Below are 15,305 nucleotides of genomic sequence, written 5' to 3'. Positions count from 1 at the left end.
TTTGAACCATGTGGTGATCTACACCGACGGTGCCTGCAAGGGCAACCCAGGGCCCGGTGGCTGGGGGGTGTACCTCAAATCGGAGGGATTCGAGAAAGAGTTGTGGGGGGGCGAGCGGGAAACCACCAACAACCGCATGGAGCTCACCGCGGTGATCGAAGGGCTGGCCGCGCTCAAGCGCCCTTGCCGGGTCTCTCTGTACCTCGACAGCCAGTACGTGCGGCAGGGCATCACCGAGTGGATCCATGGCTGGAAGCGCAAGGGCTGGGTCACGGCGGCCAAGCAGCCGGTGAAGAACGCCGACCTCTGGCGCAAGCTCGATGAGCTGGTGCATGCCGGGCCCCACAAGATCGAGTGGCACTGGGTCAGGGGCCATGCGGGCGACCCGGGCAACGAACGGGCCGACGCGCTGGCCAACCGGGGCGTGCCGGCCTGAGTCCTACAGGGGAAATCCCGTCACTGGGCCGCCCCACCCGCTGCTACATTTCGTTTCATCGATCTGTGCCCTACCTCACGAGGTAAGGCGTCCTTACCCCTGGGCAGTGGAATCCATGGCGAACAAAGCGCTATACGTGGTGGTGGCCGTTGCGGGCATGGGCCTGGCCTCCGGTGCGGCCTGGTGGCTGCAGCACCGGGATGCAAAAGCCCCCGTTGCGGGCAATGCGGGATCGGGCGCGGTCGGTGCGGCCACTGGTGGCGCACCCGGCGTGGAGGTGACGCGGGTGAAGGCCGTGCGGCTGCAGGACGACGCCCAGGCCGTGGGCACCCTTCGCTCGCGCCAGAGCGTGACGCTCAAGCCTGAGACCAGCGGCCGGGTGGCCCGGATCGTGTTTTCGGACGGGGCCAAGGTCAAGGCGGGGCAGTTGCTGGTGCAACTCGACGACACCTTGCAGCGCGCCGAGCTGAGCCAGGCGCAGGCCCAGCTGTCCATCGTGCGTGCCAACCTGAAACGCAACCAGGAGCTGGTGGCGCAGAATTTCGTGGCCCAGCGGGTGCTGGAGGAGAGCCAGGCCAGTCTGCAGGTGGCTGAGGCCCAGGTGGCATTGGCGGACGCACGGCTCCAGCGCATGCGCATCACCGCCCCGTTCGCTGGCACCGTGGGTTTGCGCAGCATCAACCTGGGCGCTTATGTGAAGGACGGCGACAACCTCGTGAACCTCGAGGACACGTCCATGCTCACCGTGGACTTCCGCCTGCCCGAGCGCTACCAGTCTCAGATCGCCCCGGGCCAGGTGGTGCAGGTGCAGCTGGATGCCTTGCCGAACCGGTCTTTCGAGGCCAAGGTGCTGGCCGTGGACCCGCTGCTCGACGCCAATGGCCGTTCCATTTCCGTGCGCGCGGTCATGCCGCCAGCGGCCGACAACGTGCTGCGCCCCGGCATGTTCGCGCGCGTGCTGATCGTTTTCTCGGTCAACGAGCGTGCGTTGGTGGTGCCCGAGGAGGCCCTGGTGCCCCAGGCCGGCAAGCAGTACGCCTACGTGCTCGATGAACAGGGCGAGGGCGATGCGAAGAAGCGCCTGTCGCGCCGGGTCGAAGTGGCCCTGGGCGCGCGCCGGGGTTCGGAGGTCGAGGTTGTCAGCGGCCTGCGACAGGGCGAGACCGTGGTGATTGCCGGCCAGCAGCGTCTGCAGCGCGACGGCACCGCAGTGCGGGTCGTGAACATGGCTGCCCCAGCCGCCACCGAAGCGGCGCCTGCGCCCGCGCGCTGAACCCCCGGGAGCCCGTATGCAACTGCCTGAGATATCGATCCGGCGCCCGGTGTTCGCCTCGGTGCTGTCGCTGCTCATCCTGCTGGTGGGCATCGTGTCCTTCAACGGCCTGACGGTTCGCGAGTACCCCAAGATCGACGAGCCCACCGTCACGGTCTCCACCCGCTTTGGCGGGGCGTCCAGCGAGGTGATCGAGTCGCAGGTCACCAAGCCGCTGGAGGACTCGCTCGCGGGCATCGAGGGCCTGGATGTGATCACCTCGATCAGCCGTCAGGAGCAGAGTCAGATCACCGTGCGTTTCAAGCTGGAGCGGGACCCCGACTCGGCCGCCGCCGACGTGCGCGACAAGGTGAGTCGCGTGCGCCAGCGCCTGCCGCAGGATGTGGACGAGCCGGTGATCGCCAAGGTGGAGGCCGACGCCTCGCCCGTGATCTGGCTGGCTCTCACCTCCGACACCCACAGTGCGCTGCAACTCAGCGATTTCGCGAACCGCCTGGCCAAACCGCTGCTTCAAACGGCGCCGGGTGCGGCCGAGGTGCGTGTGTACGGTGAGCGCCGCTATGCCATGCGCATCTGGGTGGACCCGGACCGCCTGGCGGCCTACGCGCTGACCGTTCAGGACGTGGAAGACGCCCTGCGCCGCTCCAACCTGGAAGTGCCCGCGGGCCGCATCGAGAGCACCCTGCGCGAGTTCAACGTGACCGCTGCCACCGACCTGCAGACCCCCGCGCAGTTCTCCGCGGTGGCGATCCGCAACGTCAACGGCCAGACGGTCCGCATCGCCGACGTGGCCCGCGTGTTGCAGGCGCCTCAGGATGAGCGCACCTCGGTGCGGCTCAACGGCCGCGACGCGGTCTCGCTGGGCGTGATCCGTCAGGCGACCGCCAATCCGCTGGAGCTCTCGGCCGCTGTGCGGCAGATGCTGGAGAAGGTCAGGCAGGACCTGCCCGCCGGCGTGAACGTGGACATCGCCAACGACAACTCCGTCTTCATTGACCGCTCGATCAAGGCCGTCTACACCACCATCGCCGAGGCCGTGGTGCTGGTGGCGCTGGTGATCTTCGTCTTCCTGCGCACGCTGCGCGCCTCGATCATCCCGCTCATGACGATTCCGGTCAGCCTGATCGGCGCATTTGCGTTGATGGCGATGTTCGGCTTTTCCATCAACACCCTCACGCTGCTGGCCCTGGTGCTGGCCATCGGCCTGGTGGTGGACGACGCCATCGTGATGCTGGAGAACATCTACCGGCACATCGAAGAGGGCATGAAGCCCTTTGATGCCGCGATCCAGGGCGCTCGCGAGATCGGCTTTGCCATTGTGGCGATGACGCTGACGCTCGCTGCGGTGTACGCACCGCTGGCGTTCACCCCCGGCCGAACGGGACGCCTTTTCGCCGAGTTCGCGCTGGCCCTGGCCGGCGCTGTGGTGGTCTCCGGCTTCGTGGCGCTCACGCTCTCGCCCATGCTGTGCTCCAAGCTGCTGCGGCACAACCCGAATCCGGGCCGGTTCGACCGCGGCATGGAGCGCGTGCTCGATGCTGTCACGCGCGGATTCAGTCGGGCCCTGGGGATATCCCTGCGCGTGCGCTGGGTGGTGGTGGCGGTCATGGCCGGCAGCGCGCTGGCCAGCGCGTGGATGCTGCAGACGATGCGCCAGGAGCTGGCGCCCATCGAGGACCGCGGCGTGATCCTGGCCAACATCAACGGCCCGGATGGCGCCACGCTGGCCTACACCCGCAAGTACGCCGAGGCGATCGAGGGCATCGCCCAGGGCTACCCGGAATTCGACCGCATCTTTGTCAACGTGGGCAACCCCTCGGTGGCGCAAGGCGTGGTGTTCATGCGCGCGCTGCCCTGGGAGGAGCGCGAACGATCCACGCAGCGCATCGCGCGCGAGATCACGCCGCGCCTGGCGTCCCTGCCAGGCATCAGCGCCTTCCCGATCACGCCGCCCTCGCTCGGTCAAGGCTTTCGCGAGCGCCCGATCAACTATGTGATCGTCACTTCCGACAGTTATGAGAACCTGGCGCAGACGGTGCGCCGCTTCCAGGATGAGCTGAGCAAGAACCCGGGCCTGGTTCAGATCGACACCGATCTGCGCCTGAACAAGCCCGAGATCCGCATGGATGTGGACCGAGAGCGCGCAGCCGACATGGGCGTGAACGTGGACGCCATCGCGCGCACTGTCGAGACCATGCTGGGCGGGCGCATCGTCACGCGCTACAAGCGAGACGGTGAGCAGTACGACGTGGTGGTGCAGACGGTCTCAGGCAACCGCAGCACGCCGGAAGACATTGACCGCTTGTTCGTGCGAGGGCGCAACGAGGCCATGATTCCACTGGCCTCGCTGGTCAAGATCAGCGAAGTGGTGGTGCCGCGCGAACTCAACCACTTCGGCCAGCGCCGCAGCGCGTCGATCACGGCCAACCTCGCGCCTGACTATTCGTTGGGCGAGGCGCTGCAGTTCATGGACAAGACCGCGCGCGAGGTGCTGCCCGCAGGCTACACCACCGACCTGAATGGCCAGAGTCGCGAGTTCCGCAATGCCTCGGGCTCGCTGGCCATCGTCTTCGCGCTTTCGCTGTTGTTCATTTACTTGGTGCTGGCCGCGCAGTTCGAGAGTTTTGTCGATCCTTTCATCATCATGCTCAGCGTGCCGCTGTCCATGATGGGCGCGTTGCTCGCGCTCAAGATGACCGGCGGCACGATCAACGTCTTCAGCCAGATCGGGCTCATCACGCTGGTGGGGCTGATCACCAAGCACGGCATCCTCATCGTGGAGTTCTCCAACCAATTGCGCGATCAGGGCCTGGAGAAGTTCGAGGCCGTCAGGCGCTCGGCTTCCCTGCGCCTGCGCCCCATTCTGATGACCACCGGTGCCATGGTGCTGGGCGCGATCCCGCTGGCGCTGGCGTCTGGGGCGGGCGCCGAGAGCCGGCAGCAGATCGGCTGGGTGATCGTGGGAGGCATGAGCGTGGGCACGCTGCTGACCATCTTCGTGGTGCCCACCATGTACACGCTGCTCTCGCGCGAAAAATCCCATTCGAAGGCGAAGGCCGCGCAGCACGGCGGCGGCCACGCGGATGCCGTCATCCCGGCCAAATGAATGGGGTCAGATCGCGCCGTCGAACATCATCACGTCCACCGTGTCGCCCACGGCGACATTGCCCTGGCCGTGGTGCAGCACGATCAGGCCGTTGGCCTCCACCATCGAGCTGAGCACACCCGAACCCTGGTTGCCCGTGGTGCGCACGCTGAGCGCGCCATCGGGCGTGCGGGTGACGATGCCGCGCTGGTACTCGGTGCGGCCCGGCTTCTTGCGCAGCGCTTCGCCGCTGCGCGCCTGCAAGAGCACCGGCTCGCTGGCTGAAGCACCCATGAGTCGCTGCAGGGCGGGGCGAACAAAGGCGAGGAAAGTGACCATCACCGCCACCGGATTGCCCGGCAGTCCAAACAGCACGGCGCTCTTGCCCGCCTCGTCAATGCGGCCGACCGCCATGGGCCGCCCCGGGCGCATCGCGATGCGCCAGAAGGCCACGTCGCCGAGCTGCTTCATCATGGCCTTGGTGTGGTCGGCCTCGCCCATGCTTACCCCGCCGCTGGTGATGATGGCGTCAGCCTGCAGTGCGGCGGTGCGAAAGGCGGCTTCCAGCTCGGCGGGCTCATCGCGCACCACGCCCATGTCGATGACTTGCGCGCCCAGACGGGTGAGCAGGCCAAAGACGGTGTAGCGGTTGCTGTCGTACACCGCGCCTTCGCGCGGCGTTTCGCCCAGGCTCAGAATCTCGTCGCCGGTGGAGAAGTAGGCCACCTTCACGCGGCGGAACACCTTCACGGTGGGCAGACCCAGGCTGGCCAGCAAGCCCAGCGCCGCAGGGCCGAGCACCTGGCCCTGGCGCAGTGCGGCTTCGCCGGCCATGAGGTCTTCGCCCAGAAGGCGGCGGTTGTCGCCCGGGCCGACGACGTTGGGTGGCACCACGATGCGTTCGCCTTCCGTTTTCACGAATTCAAGTGGCACCACGGTGTCCAGCCCATTCGGCATGATGGCGCCCGTCATGATCTTCAGGCATTCGCCAGGGCCCACGCTGCCGGCCCAGGCCTTGCCAGCGAAGGCCGTCCCCGCCACGCGCAGGCCCAGCGGTTCGCCCGGGCGCAGTTGCCTGCTGTCGAAGGCAAAACCGTCCATGGCGGAGTTGTCGTGCGGCGGCACGCTGATCGGTGAGACCACGTCCTGCGCCAGGACCCGGCCCAACGCGTCGAAGACGCCGAGGCCTTCTGTCGCGGTGATGGGTTCGACCAGGCGGGCCAGGAAGTGATTCACGCGTTCGGCGCTGATGGCCTGCGGGTCATAGCCCTGCAGTTCGGCCGCGATCTGCTCGATGGATTTCATGGAAAGACGAACGGAAGGGCCGGAACGCTCAGCCCTTCTCGAGGGCGTGCAGTTCGGCCAGGGTGTTGGCGTTGAAGAAGGCCCTGGGGTCGTCACCTGGCCGGTCGAAGGGCACGATCACCGTGCGGTGCTGGTCCGTCCAGCGATCGATCTTGCGCCCCCCGCCGTGCGTGAAGGCCAGCAGGCTCTCCATGAGGTCCACCCGCAGCAGGCAGAACACGGGCTGGGGCCGCAACTGGCCGTCTTCCTCCGGGGCGGCGGCCATGGCGATCTCGGTGCTGCTGTCCTCGAACGCCTGCGCCAGGCGGGGGGCAAGGTCAAGCGGGAAGAGGGGGGTGTCGCAAGGCACCGTGAGCAGGTAAGGGGTTTCGCAGCGCTCCAGGCCGGTCATGAAGCCGGCCAGTGGGCCTGCGTAGCCATCCAGCGTGTCGGGCCAGACGGGAACGCCGAACGCCTCGTAGGCCGCCAGGTTGCGGTTGGCGTTGACCATCTGACCGCCGACCAGTCCGCCTTCCTGCATCTGCAGGCGCAGCAAGGCGTGCAGCGCCAGAGGCGTGCTGTTGAAGTTCTGCAGGCCTTTGTCGACGCCGCCCATGCGCGAGCCGCGGCCGCCGGCGAGCACGAGGCCCGTGATTTGATGGGAATGGATCATGGGGTAGGCAGGCCGCCTTTCGAGGTGGCTCCAGGCAAGGCGGGCTCACAGGGGTGGCAGCGGCTCGTGCAGCGATGGCGCGTGGGGGTCATCGTACTAGCCGCCGATGTAGCTCATCTCGACGCGGCGGGTGCCTGCACCCGCTTCGGGCGGCAGGCTGGCGCGCAGCTCGGAATAACGGTCGCCACGGCCTTGCCAGATTGCCGCAATCGCGCTGGCGAGCTGCTCGTCGGTGGCATCGCCCCGGATCAGGTGACGCAAGTCGTGGCCCTGGCTGGCGAAGAGGCAGAGATAGAGCTGGCCTTCCGTGGACAGGCGCGCGCGGTTGCAGTCGCTGCAGAAAGCCTGCGTCACGCTGCTGATCACGCCGATCTCGCCTGAGCCATCGGCGTAGCCCCAGCGCTCGGCGGTCTCGCCTGGAGCCGATGCACCGAGCTGCACCAGCGGGAGCTCGCGGTGGATGCGTTGCACCACCTCGGCGCTGGGCAGCACCTCGTCCATGCGCCAGCCATTGGTGGCGCCCACATCCATGTACTCGATGAAGCGCAGCACAATGCCGGTGCCCTTGAAGTGGCGCGCCATGGGCAGGATCTCGTGGTCGTTCGTGCCGCGCTTGACCACCATGTTGACCTTGATCGGCCCCAGGCCTGCGGCCTGCGCGGCAGCGATGCCGTCAAGCACGTCGGCCACGGGGAAGTCGACGTCGTTCATGGCTCGGAAGATGGTGTCGTCCAGCCCGTCGAGGCTGACCGTGACCCTTTGAAGGCCCGCCGCCTTGAGCGCGAGCGCCTTGCGCGCAAGCAGCGAGCCGTTGGTTGTCAAGGTGATGTCCAGCGGCTGGCCTTCCACCGTGCGCAGCGCGGCCAGCTGTTCGATCAGGATCTCGAGGTTCTTGCGCAGCAGCGGCTCGCCACCGGTCAGGCGGATTTTCTGCACGCCGTGCGCGACGAACTGGCGGGCCACGCGCGTGATCTCCTCGAAGGTCAGCAGCGAACTGTGCGGCAGGTAGGGGTAGTCTTTGTCGAAGATGTCCTTCGGCATGCAATAACTGCAGCGGAAGTTGCAACGGTCGGTCACGCTGATGCGCAGGTCGCGCAGTGGGCGGCCCAGCTGGTCGCCGACCCGGCCGATCGGAGTGGTGCCGATCTGAGGGATGCGCGCGGGCACCGACACCAGGCGCTGGTCGATCAGGGGGATGACGCGTTCGGACATGGGCCGATTATGGGCGAGTGACCGCCGGATGCACGGGAACACCGGGGGTACCGGAGATGCCACGAGGGCATTTCCGTCCCGCGTGGCTCAGGTCACGCAGGCTCGGCGCGCCCCACCCGGGTGTACTGCGTCGCGTTGTCGCGCAGCCAGTTGGCGGAGAGGTCGCTGGATTGCTGGTCTGGGTGGAAGTCGCGGCGGAAGTAGGCGCGCCAGGGTTTGAAGGTCTGGCGCAGAAGGCCGTCGCGGCCGAGCATATGGCGGGCCGCGCTGCGCCAGGTGCTCCAACGCCAGAGCGTGCCGTCGCGTTGGAGGTTGTTCACGGTCTGGCGCAAGGTGTCGGTGAGAAAGACCAGTGTGATGCGGCGCATCCATGTCGAGCGCCAAGTGTGGCTGCCGTCGAGCGCCTGGTACAGGTCAAAGGCGGTGCACTTGTGTTCCGCCTCTTCGGCGCTGTGCCAGAGCCACAGCGTTTTCAATCGGGGCTCGCAGCCGTCGAGCAACTGCGGGTGCGACAGCAGCCACTCGGCGAACAGGGCGGTGAAATGTTCGTTGGCTGCGGTGATGGCCAGGCCATGGCGCGGGTCGGTGCCTTCCAGCAACCGGAGGCGTTCGCGCGCCCGCGGCTCCCAATCGTTCACCAGGCCGTGTTTCTCGATTTGCGCATTGAACAGCGCATGAATGCGCCGGTGGGTGGCCTCTTGCCCCACGAAACCCTGAACCTCGGCCTGCAGCTCGGCCTGGCGCTGCGGCGGCAAAGCCTTGAAGCCGTTGCGCACCGAGTCGATGAAGAACTGCTCGCCGATGGGAAAGCTCATCGAGAGCGCGTTGAACCAGGCGGTGAGAAAGGCGTCGCCGCCGCACCAGTGGCGGGCCACGGGTTGTTCCAGGTCGATCAGCAGGCGGCGGACAACGAGTTCGGTCATGGTGGGCGGAGCTTGGCAAGTGGTGGTACTGCATCGTACCAATTCCCTATGGTGCGATTTTTGCCGCGGACTGTCAAGCGGCGAAGACCGGGGCACAGGCCATCTAAGATGGCCGTCCATGAAGACGAAGAACACCCGCAGCACCGACACCCCAGTGCCCAACGAACACCGGGGGCGCCTGCTGCAGGCCATGGCCACAGTGGCGGCGACCCAGGGTCTGGCGGCCACGTCGATCGCGGCTGTGGTCGCCGAGGCGGGTGTGTCCAAACGCACGTTCTACGAGCATTTCAAGGACAAGGACGCTTGCTTCCTCGATCTGTACCGGGCTGCGAGCGCCTCCGCACTGCGCACCTTGCGCGAAGCGGTGCAGCCCGAACGCCCTTGGCAGGACCAGGTCGAGCACGCCCTGGGCGCCTATCTGGCGCATCTGGCGAGCGGGCCGCAGTTGATCCGAATGCTGTTTGTGGAAATCCACCACCTCGGGCCGGCGGGGGCGCTGGTGCGCCGCGAGGTGATGCAACACCTGGCCGATTTCATGCTGGAGACGATCAACGCCGAGCGTGAGGTGCTCTCTGCGACCATGGCGGTGGCGGCCGTGGGCGGCATCCAGGAGCTGGTGCTGCAGGCGATCGAACGTGGCGAAGCTGCTCAGCTCGACCGCCTGACCCCCAGCGCCAGTGCGGTGGTTCGCCTGCTGGCCGGAGCCGCCGTGGAAGGGGGGCAGAAAAAAGGCCCGCCGAAGCGGGCCTCTTGAACCATCGCCAGCGGGATCAGGCCGCCAGCGGCAACAGCGGCACGATCAGCAGCGCCACGATGTTGATGATCTTGATCAGCGGGTTGACAGCCGGTCCCGCCGTGTCTTTGTAGGGGTCGCCCACGGTGTCGCCGGTCACCGCGGCTTTGTGCGCCTCGCTGCCCTTGCCGCCATGGTGACCATCTTCGATGTACTTCTTGGCGTTGTCCCAGGCGCCACCGCCGGTGCACATGGAGATGGCGACGAACAGGCCGGTGACGATGGTGCCCATCAGCAGGCCACCGAGCGCCTTGGGCCCCAGGAACACACCCACCAGGATCGGCACCACCACCGGCAGCAGGGACGGGATCACCATCTCCTTGATGGCGGCGGTGGTCAACATGTCGACCGCCTTGCCGTACTCGGGCTTGGCCGTGCCTTCCATGATGCCGGGGATCTCCTTGAACTGGCGGCGCACTTCCACCACCACCGAGCCGGCGGCGCGCCCCACGGCCTCCATCGCCATCGCGCCGAAGAGGTAGGGGATCATGCCGCCGATGAACAGGCCGATGATCACCATCGGATCGCTCAAATCGAACTTGATCTGATGGCCGTAGGTCTCCAGCTTGTGGGTGTAGTCGGCGAACAGCACCAGCGCGGCCAGACCCGCAGAGCCGATGGCGTAGCCTTTGGTCACGGCCTTGGTGGTGTTGCCCACCGCGTCCAGCGGGTCGGTGATGTCGCGCACGCTGCTGGGCAGTTCGGCCATTTCGGCGATGCCGCCGGCGTTGTCGGTGATGGGGCCATAGGCGTCCAGCGCGACCACGATGCCTGCCATGCTCAGCATGGCAGTGGCGGCGATGGCAATGCCGTACAGGCCTGCCAGCGTGTAGGAAGCCACGATGCCGACGCAGACGAACAGCACGGGCCACGCGGTGGAGCGCATGGACACACCCAGGCCGGCAATGATGTTGGTCCCGTGTCCCGTGGTGGACGCTTGCGCGATGTGCTTGACCGGCGAGTACTGTGTACCGGTGTAGAACTCCGTGATCCAGACCAGCGCGGCCGTCAGCATCAGGCCGACGGCGCAGGCGCCGAAGAGGCGCAGCTGGCTGCCGGTGGCGCTGATGGCGTTGTCCGGCATGATCCAGGCGGTCACGAACCAGAAAGCGATCAGCGAGAGCACGCCTGCGATGGCCAAGCCTTTGTACAGCGCGGGCATCACGTTCTTCATGCCCGGGCTGGCCTTGACGAAGAAGCAGCCGACGATGGACGCGAGGATGGACACGCCACCGAGCACCAGGGGGTAGAGCACGGCCTGCATGGGTGCGGCCGCCACCATGAGCGCGCCGAGCACCATGGTGGCAATCAGCGTGACGGCGTAGGTCTCGAACAGGTCGGCCGCCATGCCCGCGCAGTCGCCCACGTTGTCGCCCACGTTGTCGGCGATCACCGCCGGGTTGCGGGGGTCGTCTTCCGGAATGCCGGCTTCGACTTTGCCGACGAGGTCGGCGCCCACGTCGGCACCCTTGGTGAAGATGCCACCGCCCAGGCGCGCGAAGATGGAAATCAGCGAGGAGCCGAACGCAAAGCCGATCAGCGGATTCAGCAGCTTGGCCAGGTTGGCCGCAGGCGTGAGGTTGCCGTTGCCGACCAGAAACCAGAAGAAGCCTGAGACGCCCAGCAGGCCCAGGCCGACCACCAGCATGCCAGTGATGGCGCCGCCGCGGAAGGCCACGTCCAGCGCCGGGCCGATGCCCCGGGTGGCCGCTTGCGCGGTCCGCACGTTGGCGCGCACGGAGATGTTCATGCCGATGAAGCCACAGGCGCCCGAGAGCACGGCCCCGAGCACGAAACCGATGGCGGTGGGGCCATCCAGGAAGACACCGATGAGGATGGCCAGCACCACCCCGACGATGCCGATCGTCTTGTACTGTCGCGCCAGGTAGGCCGCGGCGCCAGTCTGAATGGCCCCCGCGATTTCCTGCATGCGGGCGTTGCCCGCGTCCTGAGAAAGAACCCAGCTGCGGGACCAGAAGCCGTAGATGACGGCCACCAGCCCGCAGACCAACGCAAAGATCAGCGCAGATTGTCCAACCATGAGAGTTACTCCTGCTTGTTTCGACTTGGAGGGGGCAACGCCTCCGGGGCTGCCCCCGCTGCGTTGCTTCCTCGCTGCCGGTTTGCGCCGCGTTGCACGGCGTTGAAACAGGGCGATTGGCCAACCCCTTGAATTTAGCGGGGAAATGCCGCCTGGCTATCGTTTGTGGGCGGGTTTGTCAGCCTGGAGTCGGTAAAATCAGGGTAAATCCTAGGCGCGCCGGGCCCATTCCAGGCGCGCCTTTGTTCGCCGGCAGGCCCGCCGGGCCGAAACAGCCCCTTTCCAAACCACGACCTTATCAACATGTCCCTTGACAACGTCACCCCTGGCAAAAACGTTCCCGAATCGTTCAACGTGATCATTGAGATCCCGATGAACGCCGACCCGATCAAGTACGAGGTGGACAAGGAAACCGGCGCGATCTTCGTGGACCGCTTCATGAGCACGGCCATGCACTACCCGACCAACTATGGTTATGTGCCCAAGACGATTTCCGGCGACGGCGATCCGGTCGACGTGCTGGTGATCACCCCGGTGCCGCTCATCCCTGGTGTGGTTGTGCCCTGCCGCGCAATCGGCATCCTGAAGATGCAGGACGAGGCCGGCGAAGACGGCAAGGTGCTGGCGGTGCCGACCGACAAGATTCTGTCGATCTACACCCAGTGGCAGAAGCCCGAAGACCTGAATCCGATGCGCCTGAACACCATCCAGCACTTCTTCGAGCACTACAAGGACCTCGAGCCCGGCAAATGGGTGAAGGTGATCGGCTGGGAAGGCAAGGACGCGGCCCACCAAGAAATCCTGGACGGCATTGCGAACTACAACAAGGCAAACCAGGCCTGATGGCCCATGCTCAGGGCGATGCCTTGAGCGGATTTCGCAAGGCCAGGTGATCGAGGTATTCGCCGATCCCCTGGCCTTCGCGTTCCAGGAAGCGTTCCACCGCATCGGCGAACGCGGGATGAGCCAGCCAGTGGGCACTGGTCGTCTTCACAGGCAACAGGGCGCGTGCCATCTTGTGCTCGCCCTGGGCGCCGCCTTCAAAGCGCACAAAGCCGTTCGCCAGGCACCAGGCCAGCGGTTGGTAGTAGCAGGCCTCGAAATGCAGGCAGTCCACCCGCTCCAACGCACCCCAGTAGCGCCCGTAGGCCACGCCAGAGCGATCATCGATCCCGATCAAGCTGCAGGCCATGGGCCGGCCTTCGCGCTCCGCGATGAACAGCAGCCAGTGCGGCGGCATGGCCTTGGACACGCGGTCGAAAAAGCCCCGGTTCAGATAGGGCGCGTTGCCATGTTCGAGGTAGGTGCGCTCGTAGCAACGGTAGAAAAAGTCCCAATCGGCGTCTGAAATGTCGGCACCGCGCGACCAGCGAAAGCGCACGCCCGCGTCTGCCACCTTGCGCCGTTCCTGCCGGATTTTCTTGCGTTTTTCCTGTTGCAGGCTGGCGAGAAATTGCTCGAAATCGTCGAAAGGCCGGCCCTTCGCATCGCGGTTCGTCCAGTGGAACTGCACCGTGTGTCTGAGCATCATGCCGGCAGCGTGACAGGCGTCGATGTCGTGGGGCTGCGCAAAGAGCAGGTGCAGCGACGACAGTTGTTCCTGGCGGGCGTGCTCGATCAAGGCCTTGACCAATGCCGCTCGCGAAGCCGGATCGCGGGCCAGCAGGCGGGCGCCGGGTACCGGCGTGAACGGCACGGCCACCAGCGCCTTGGGGTAGTAGTCCAGTCCATGCTGGGCGTACGCGTTGGCCCAGGCCCAGTCGAACACGTATTCCCCGTAGGAATGGCTCTTGAGGTACATCGGGCAGGCCGCGTGCAGCACATGGCCTTGCCACAGCGTCACGAATTGCGCCTGCCACCCCGTGGCCTCCCTCGCACTGCCGCTTTCGTGCAGCGCGCTCAGGTACTCATGGCGCATGAAGGGGCTGGGGTCGGGCTCGTTCTCCAGCAGCGCGTTCCAGGCGGCGGCATCGATCGCCATCGGTGAGGCGAAGACCCGGGTGACATAATCGATTTCAGACAAACACGGCTCCCGCCCACCGCGTTTTTGCGGCCTTTTCTGCAAGGTTTCCAGACTCCATGACTCTCTCCATTTGCGTGGCCCAGCTCAACTTCGTGGTGGGCGACATGGTGGGCAACGCCCGGAAAATCATCGATGCCGCCGCCCAGGCCCATGCCCGTGGCGCGCGTCTGCTGCTCACACCGGAGTTGGCCCTCTGCGGCTATGCGGCCGAGGATCTTTTCCTGCGGCCAGCGTTCATCGATGCGTGCGATGATGCCCTCAAAGTCATCGTCGACGGAACGGCCCACCTCAAAGGCCTGCACATCGTGGTGGGACATCCCGCGCGGATGCCCGGCGCAACGGTCGAAAGGCGCGAACGCGGCGTGGCCGTGGCCTCCCTGCACAACGTGGCGAGCGTGTTGTGCGAGGGCCGGTTGACGCACACCTATGCCAAGCGCGAACTGCCCAACTACCAGGTGTTCGACGAGCGGCGCTACTTCGTGCCAGGCAGCGCGCCTTGCGTGATCGACGTGGAGGGCGTTCGCGTCGGCCTGCTGATCTGCGAAGACGCCTGGTTCGATACCCCCGCCGCCGACGCCCTCGCAGCCGGCGCCGAACTGCTCGCTGTCATCAATGCCTCTCCGTTCCACGCCGGCAAGGGTGGCGAGCGCGAAGCCACCATGCGGGAGCGGGTGCGCTCCACCGGCCTGCCGCTGGTCTACGCGCACCTGGTGGGCGGGCAGGACGAAATCGTCTTCGAGGGGCGCAGCTTCGTGCTGGCCGCCGACGGCGCGCTGGCCGGTCGGGCGGTGAGCTTCGAGGAAGCGCTGTTCGATGTGGTTTTTGCGCGGGAGGGCGCGGGTTGGCAGATCACGGCCGAGACCGACCGCGCCCACAGTCCGGAGGCCGACCTCTGGCACGCTTTGGTGCTGGGCGTGCGCGACTACCTCGGCAAGAACGGCTTTCCAGGGGCCATTCTTGGCTTGTCGGGTGGCATCGACTCGGCCCTGGTGCTGGCCATCGCAGTCGATGCCCTGGGCAAGGACCGGGTGCGCACCGTGATGATGCCGTCGCCCTACACCGCCGACATCTCCTGGATCGATGCGCGTGACATGGCCGCGCGCATGGGCGTGCGCTATGACGAAATTGCCATCGCTCCCCAGTTTGAAGCGTTCAAGGCCAGCCTGGCCAGCGAGTTCGCTGGCCTGCCCGAAGACACGACGGAAGAGAACCTGCAGGCGCGCATCCGCGGTACCCTGCTCATGGCCCTGTCCAACAAGTTCGGCAGCATCGTGCTGACCACCGGTAACAAGAGCGAGATGGCCACGGGCTATTGCACGCTGTATGGCGACATGGCCGGCGGGTTTGCCGTCATCAAGGACGTTGCCAAGACCATGGTCTTCAAGCTGGCCCGCTGGCGCAACGCGCACGACCCTTACGGCACAGGCGCGAATCCCATTCCGGAGCGCATCATCACGCGCCCGCCCAGCGCCGAACTGCGGCCCGATCAGAAGGACCAGGACAGCCTGCCGGACTACGCTGTGCTGGACGCGATCATTGAGCGCTACATGGAGAACGATCAG

12 protein-coding genes are annotated in these 15,305 nt (G+C 66.2%); 6 read left to right on the top strand and 6 right to left on the bottom strand.

What is annotated here, in order from left to right:
* Position 1 precedes the first annotated feature (1 nt).
* From rnhA to KIT86_RS10190, 3 genes are all read left to right on the top strand, one after another.
* Positions 2–436, top strand: coding sequence for a ribonuclease HI (gene rnhA / locus KIT86_RS10200; protein ID WP_297397912.1), 435 nt, complete (start codon positions 2–4; stop codon positions 434–436).
* A gap of 115 nt (positions 437–551) precedes the next feature.
* Positions 552–1,709, top strand: a complete 1,158-nt coding sequence (locus KIT86_RS10195) for an efflux RND transporter periplasmic adaptor subunit (protein WP_297397910.1) — start codon at positions 552–554, stop codon at positions 1,707–1,709.
* Positions 1,710–1,725: 16 nt separating this feature from the next.
* Positions 1,726–4,815, top strand: a complete 3,090-nt coding sequence (locus tag KIT86_RS10190) for an efflux RND transporter permease subunit (RefSeq protein ID WP_297397908.1) — start codon at positions 1,726–1,728, stop codon at positions 4,813–4,815.
* 6 nt (positions 4,816–4,821) lie between these two features.
* On the opposite strand, the gene glp is transcribed toward KIT86_RS10190, so the two are convergent.
* From glp to KIT86_RS10170, 4 genes are all read right to left on the bottom strand, one after another.
* Positions 4,822–6,099, bottom strand: a complete 1,278-nt coding sequence (gene glp, locus KIT86_RS10185; protein ID WP_297397906.1) for a gephyrin-like molybdotransferase Glp — start codon at positions 6,097–6,099, stop codon at positions 4,822–4,824.
* Positions 6,100–6,127: 28 nt separating this feature from the next.
* Entirely contained in the window at positions 6,128–6,751 is a 624-nt protein-coding gene (mobA, locus tag KIT86_RS10180) for a molybdenum cofactor guanylyltransferase MobA (RefSeq protein ID WP_297397904.1), read from the bottom strand.
* A gap of 96 nt (positions 6,752–6,847) precedes the next feature.
* The gene (gene moaA / locus KIT86_RS10175) at positions 6,848–7,963 is read right to left on the bottom strand and encodes a GTP 3',8-cyclase MoaA (RefSeq protein WP_297397902.1); all 1,116 of its coding nucleotides are present in this window, start codon (positions 7,961–7,963) and stop codon (positions 6,848–6,850) included.
* A 92-nt stretch (positions 7,964–8,055) separates the two neighbouring features.
* A complete protein-coding gene (locus tag KIT86_RS10170; protein WP_297397900.1) occupies positions 8,056–8,886 on the bottom strand; it encodes a metal-dependent hydrolase in 831 nt (276 codons plus the stop codon).
* A gap of 118 nt (positions 8,887–9,004) precedes the next feature.
* Between KIT86_RS10170 and KIT86_RS10165 the strand changes: the two genes are divergently transcribed.
* Positions 9,005–9,640: a TetR/AcrR family transcriptional regulator gene (locus KIT86_RS10165; protein WP_297397898.1), complete on the top strand. Its 636-nt coding sequence runs from the start codon at positions 9,005–9,007 to the stop codon at positions 9,638–9,640.
* A 16-nt stretch (positions 9,641–9,656) separates the two neighbouring features.
* Here the strand turns inward: KIT86_RS10165 and KIT86_RS10160 are convergent, their stop codons facing one another.
* The gene (locus KIT86_RS10160) at positions 9,657–11,720 is read right to left on the bottom strand and encodes a sodium-translocating pyrophosphatase (RefSeq protein WP_297397896.1); all 2,064 of its coding nucleotides are present in this window, start codon (positions 11,718–11,720) and stop codon (positions 9,657–9,659) included.
* A gap of 303 nt (positions 11,721–12,023) precedes the next feature.
* Between KIT86_RS10160 and ppa the strand changes: the two genes are divergently transcribed.
* On the top strand, positions 12,024–12,563 hold the full coding sequence (gene ppa / locus KIT86_RS10155) for an inorganic diphosphatase (protein ID WP_297397894.1): 540 nt from the start codon (positions 12,024–12,026) through the stop codon (positions 12,561–12,563).
* A 10-nt stretch (positions 12,564–12,573) separates the two neighbouring features.
* Here ppa and KIT86_RS10150 read toward each other — a convergent pair whose 3' ends face one another.
* Positions 12,574–13,701, bottom strand: a complete 1,128-nt coding sequence (locus KIT86_RS10150; protein WP_297397977.1) for a GNAT family N-acetyltransferase — start codon at positions 13,699–13,701, stop codon at positions 12,574–12,576.
* 98 nt (positions 13,702–13,799) lie between these two features.
* Between KIT86_RS10150 and KIT86_RS10145 the strand changes: the two genes are divergently transcribed.
* The coding region (locus tag KIT86_RS10145) for an NAD+ synthase (protein ID WP_297397892.1) at positions 13,800–15,305 on the top strand (1,506 nt) is incomplete at its 3' end.

The organism is Hydrogenophaga sp. (genome assembly GCF_026125825.1).
In the GTDB taxonomy this organism is placed as follows: Bacteria; Pseudomonadota; Gammaproteobacteria; order Burkholderiales; family Burkholderiaceae_C; genus Hydrogenophaga.
This window is presented reverse-complemented; position numbering and strand designations above follow the sequence as displayed.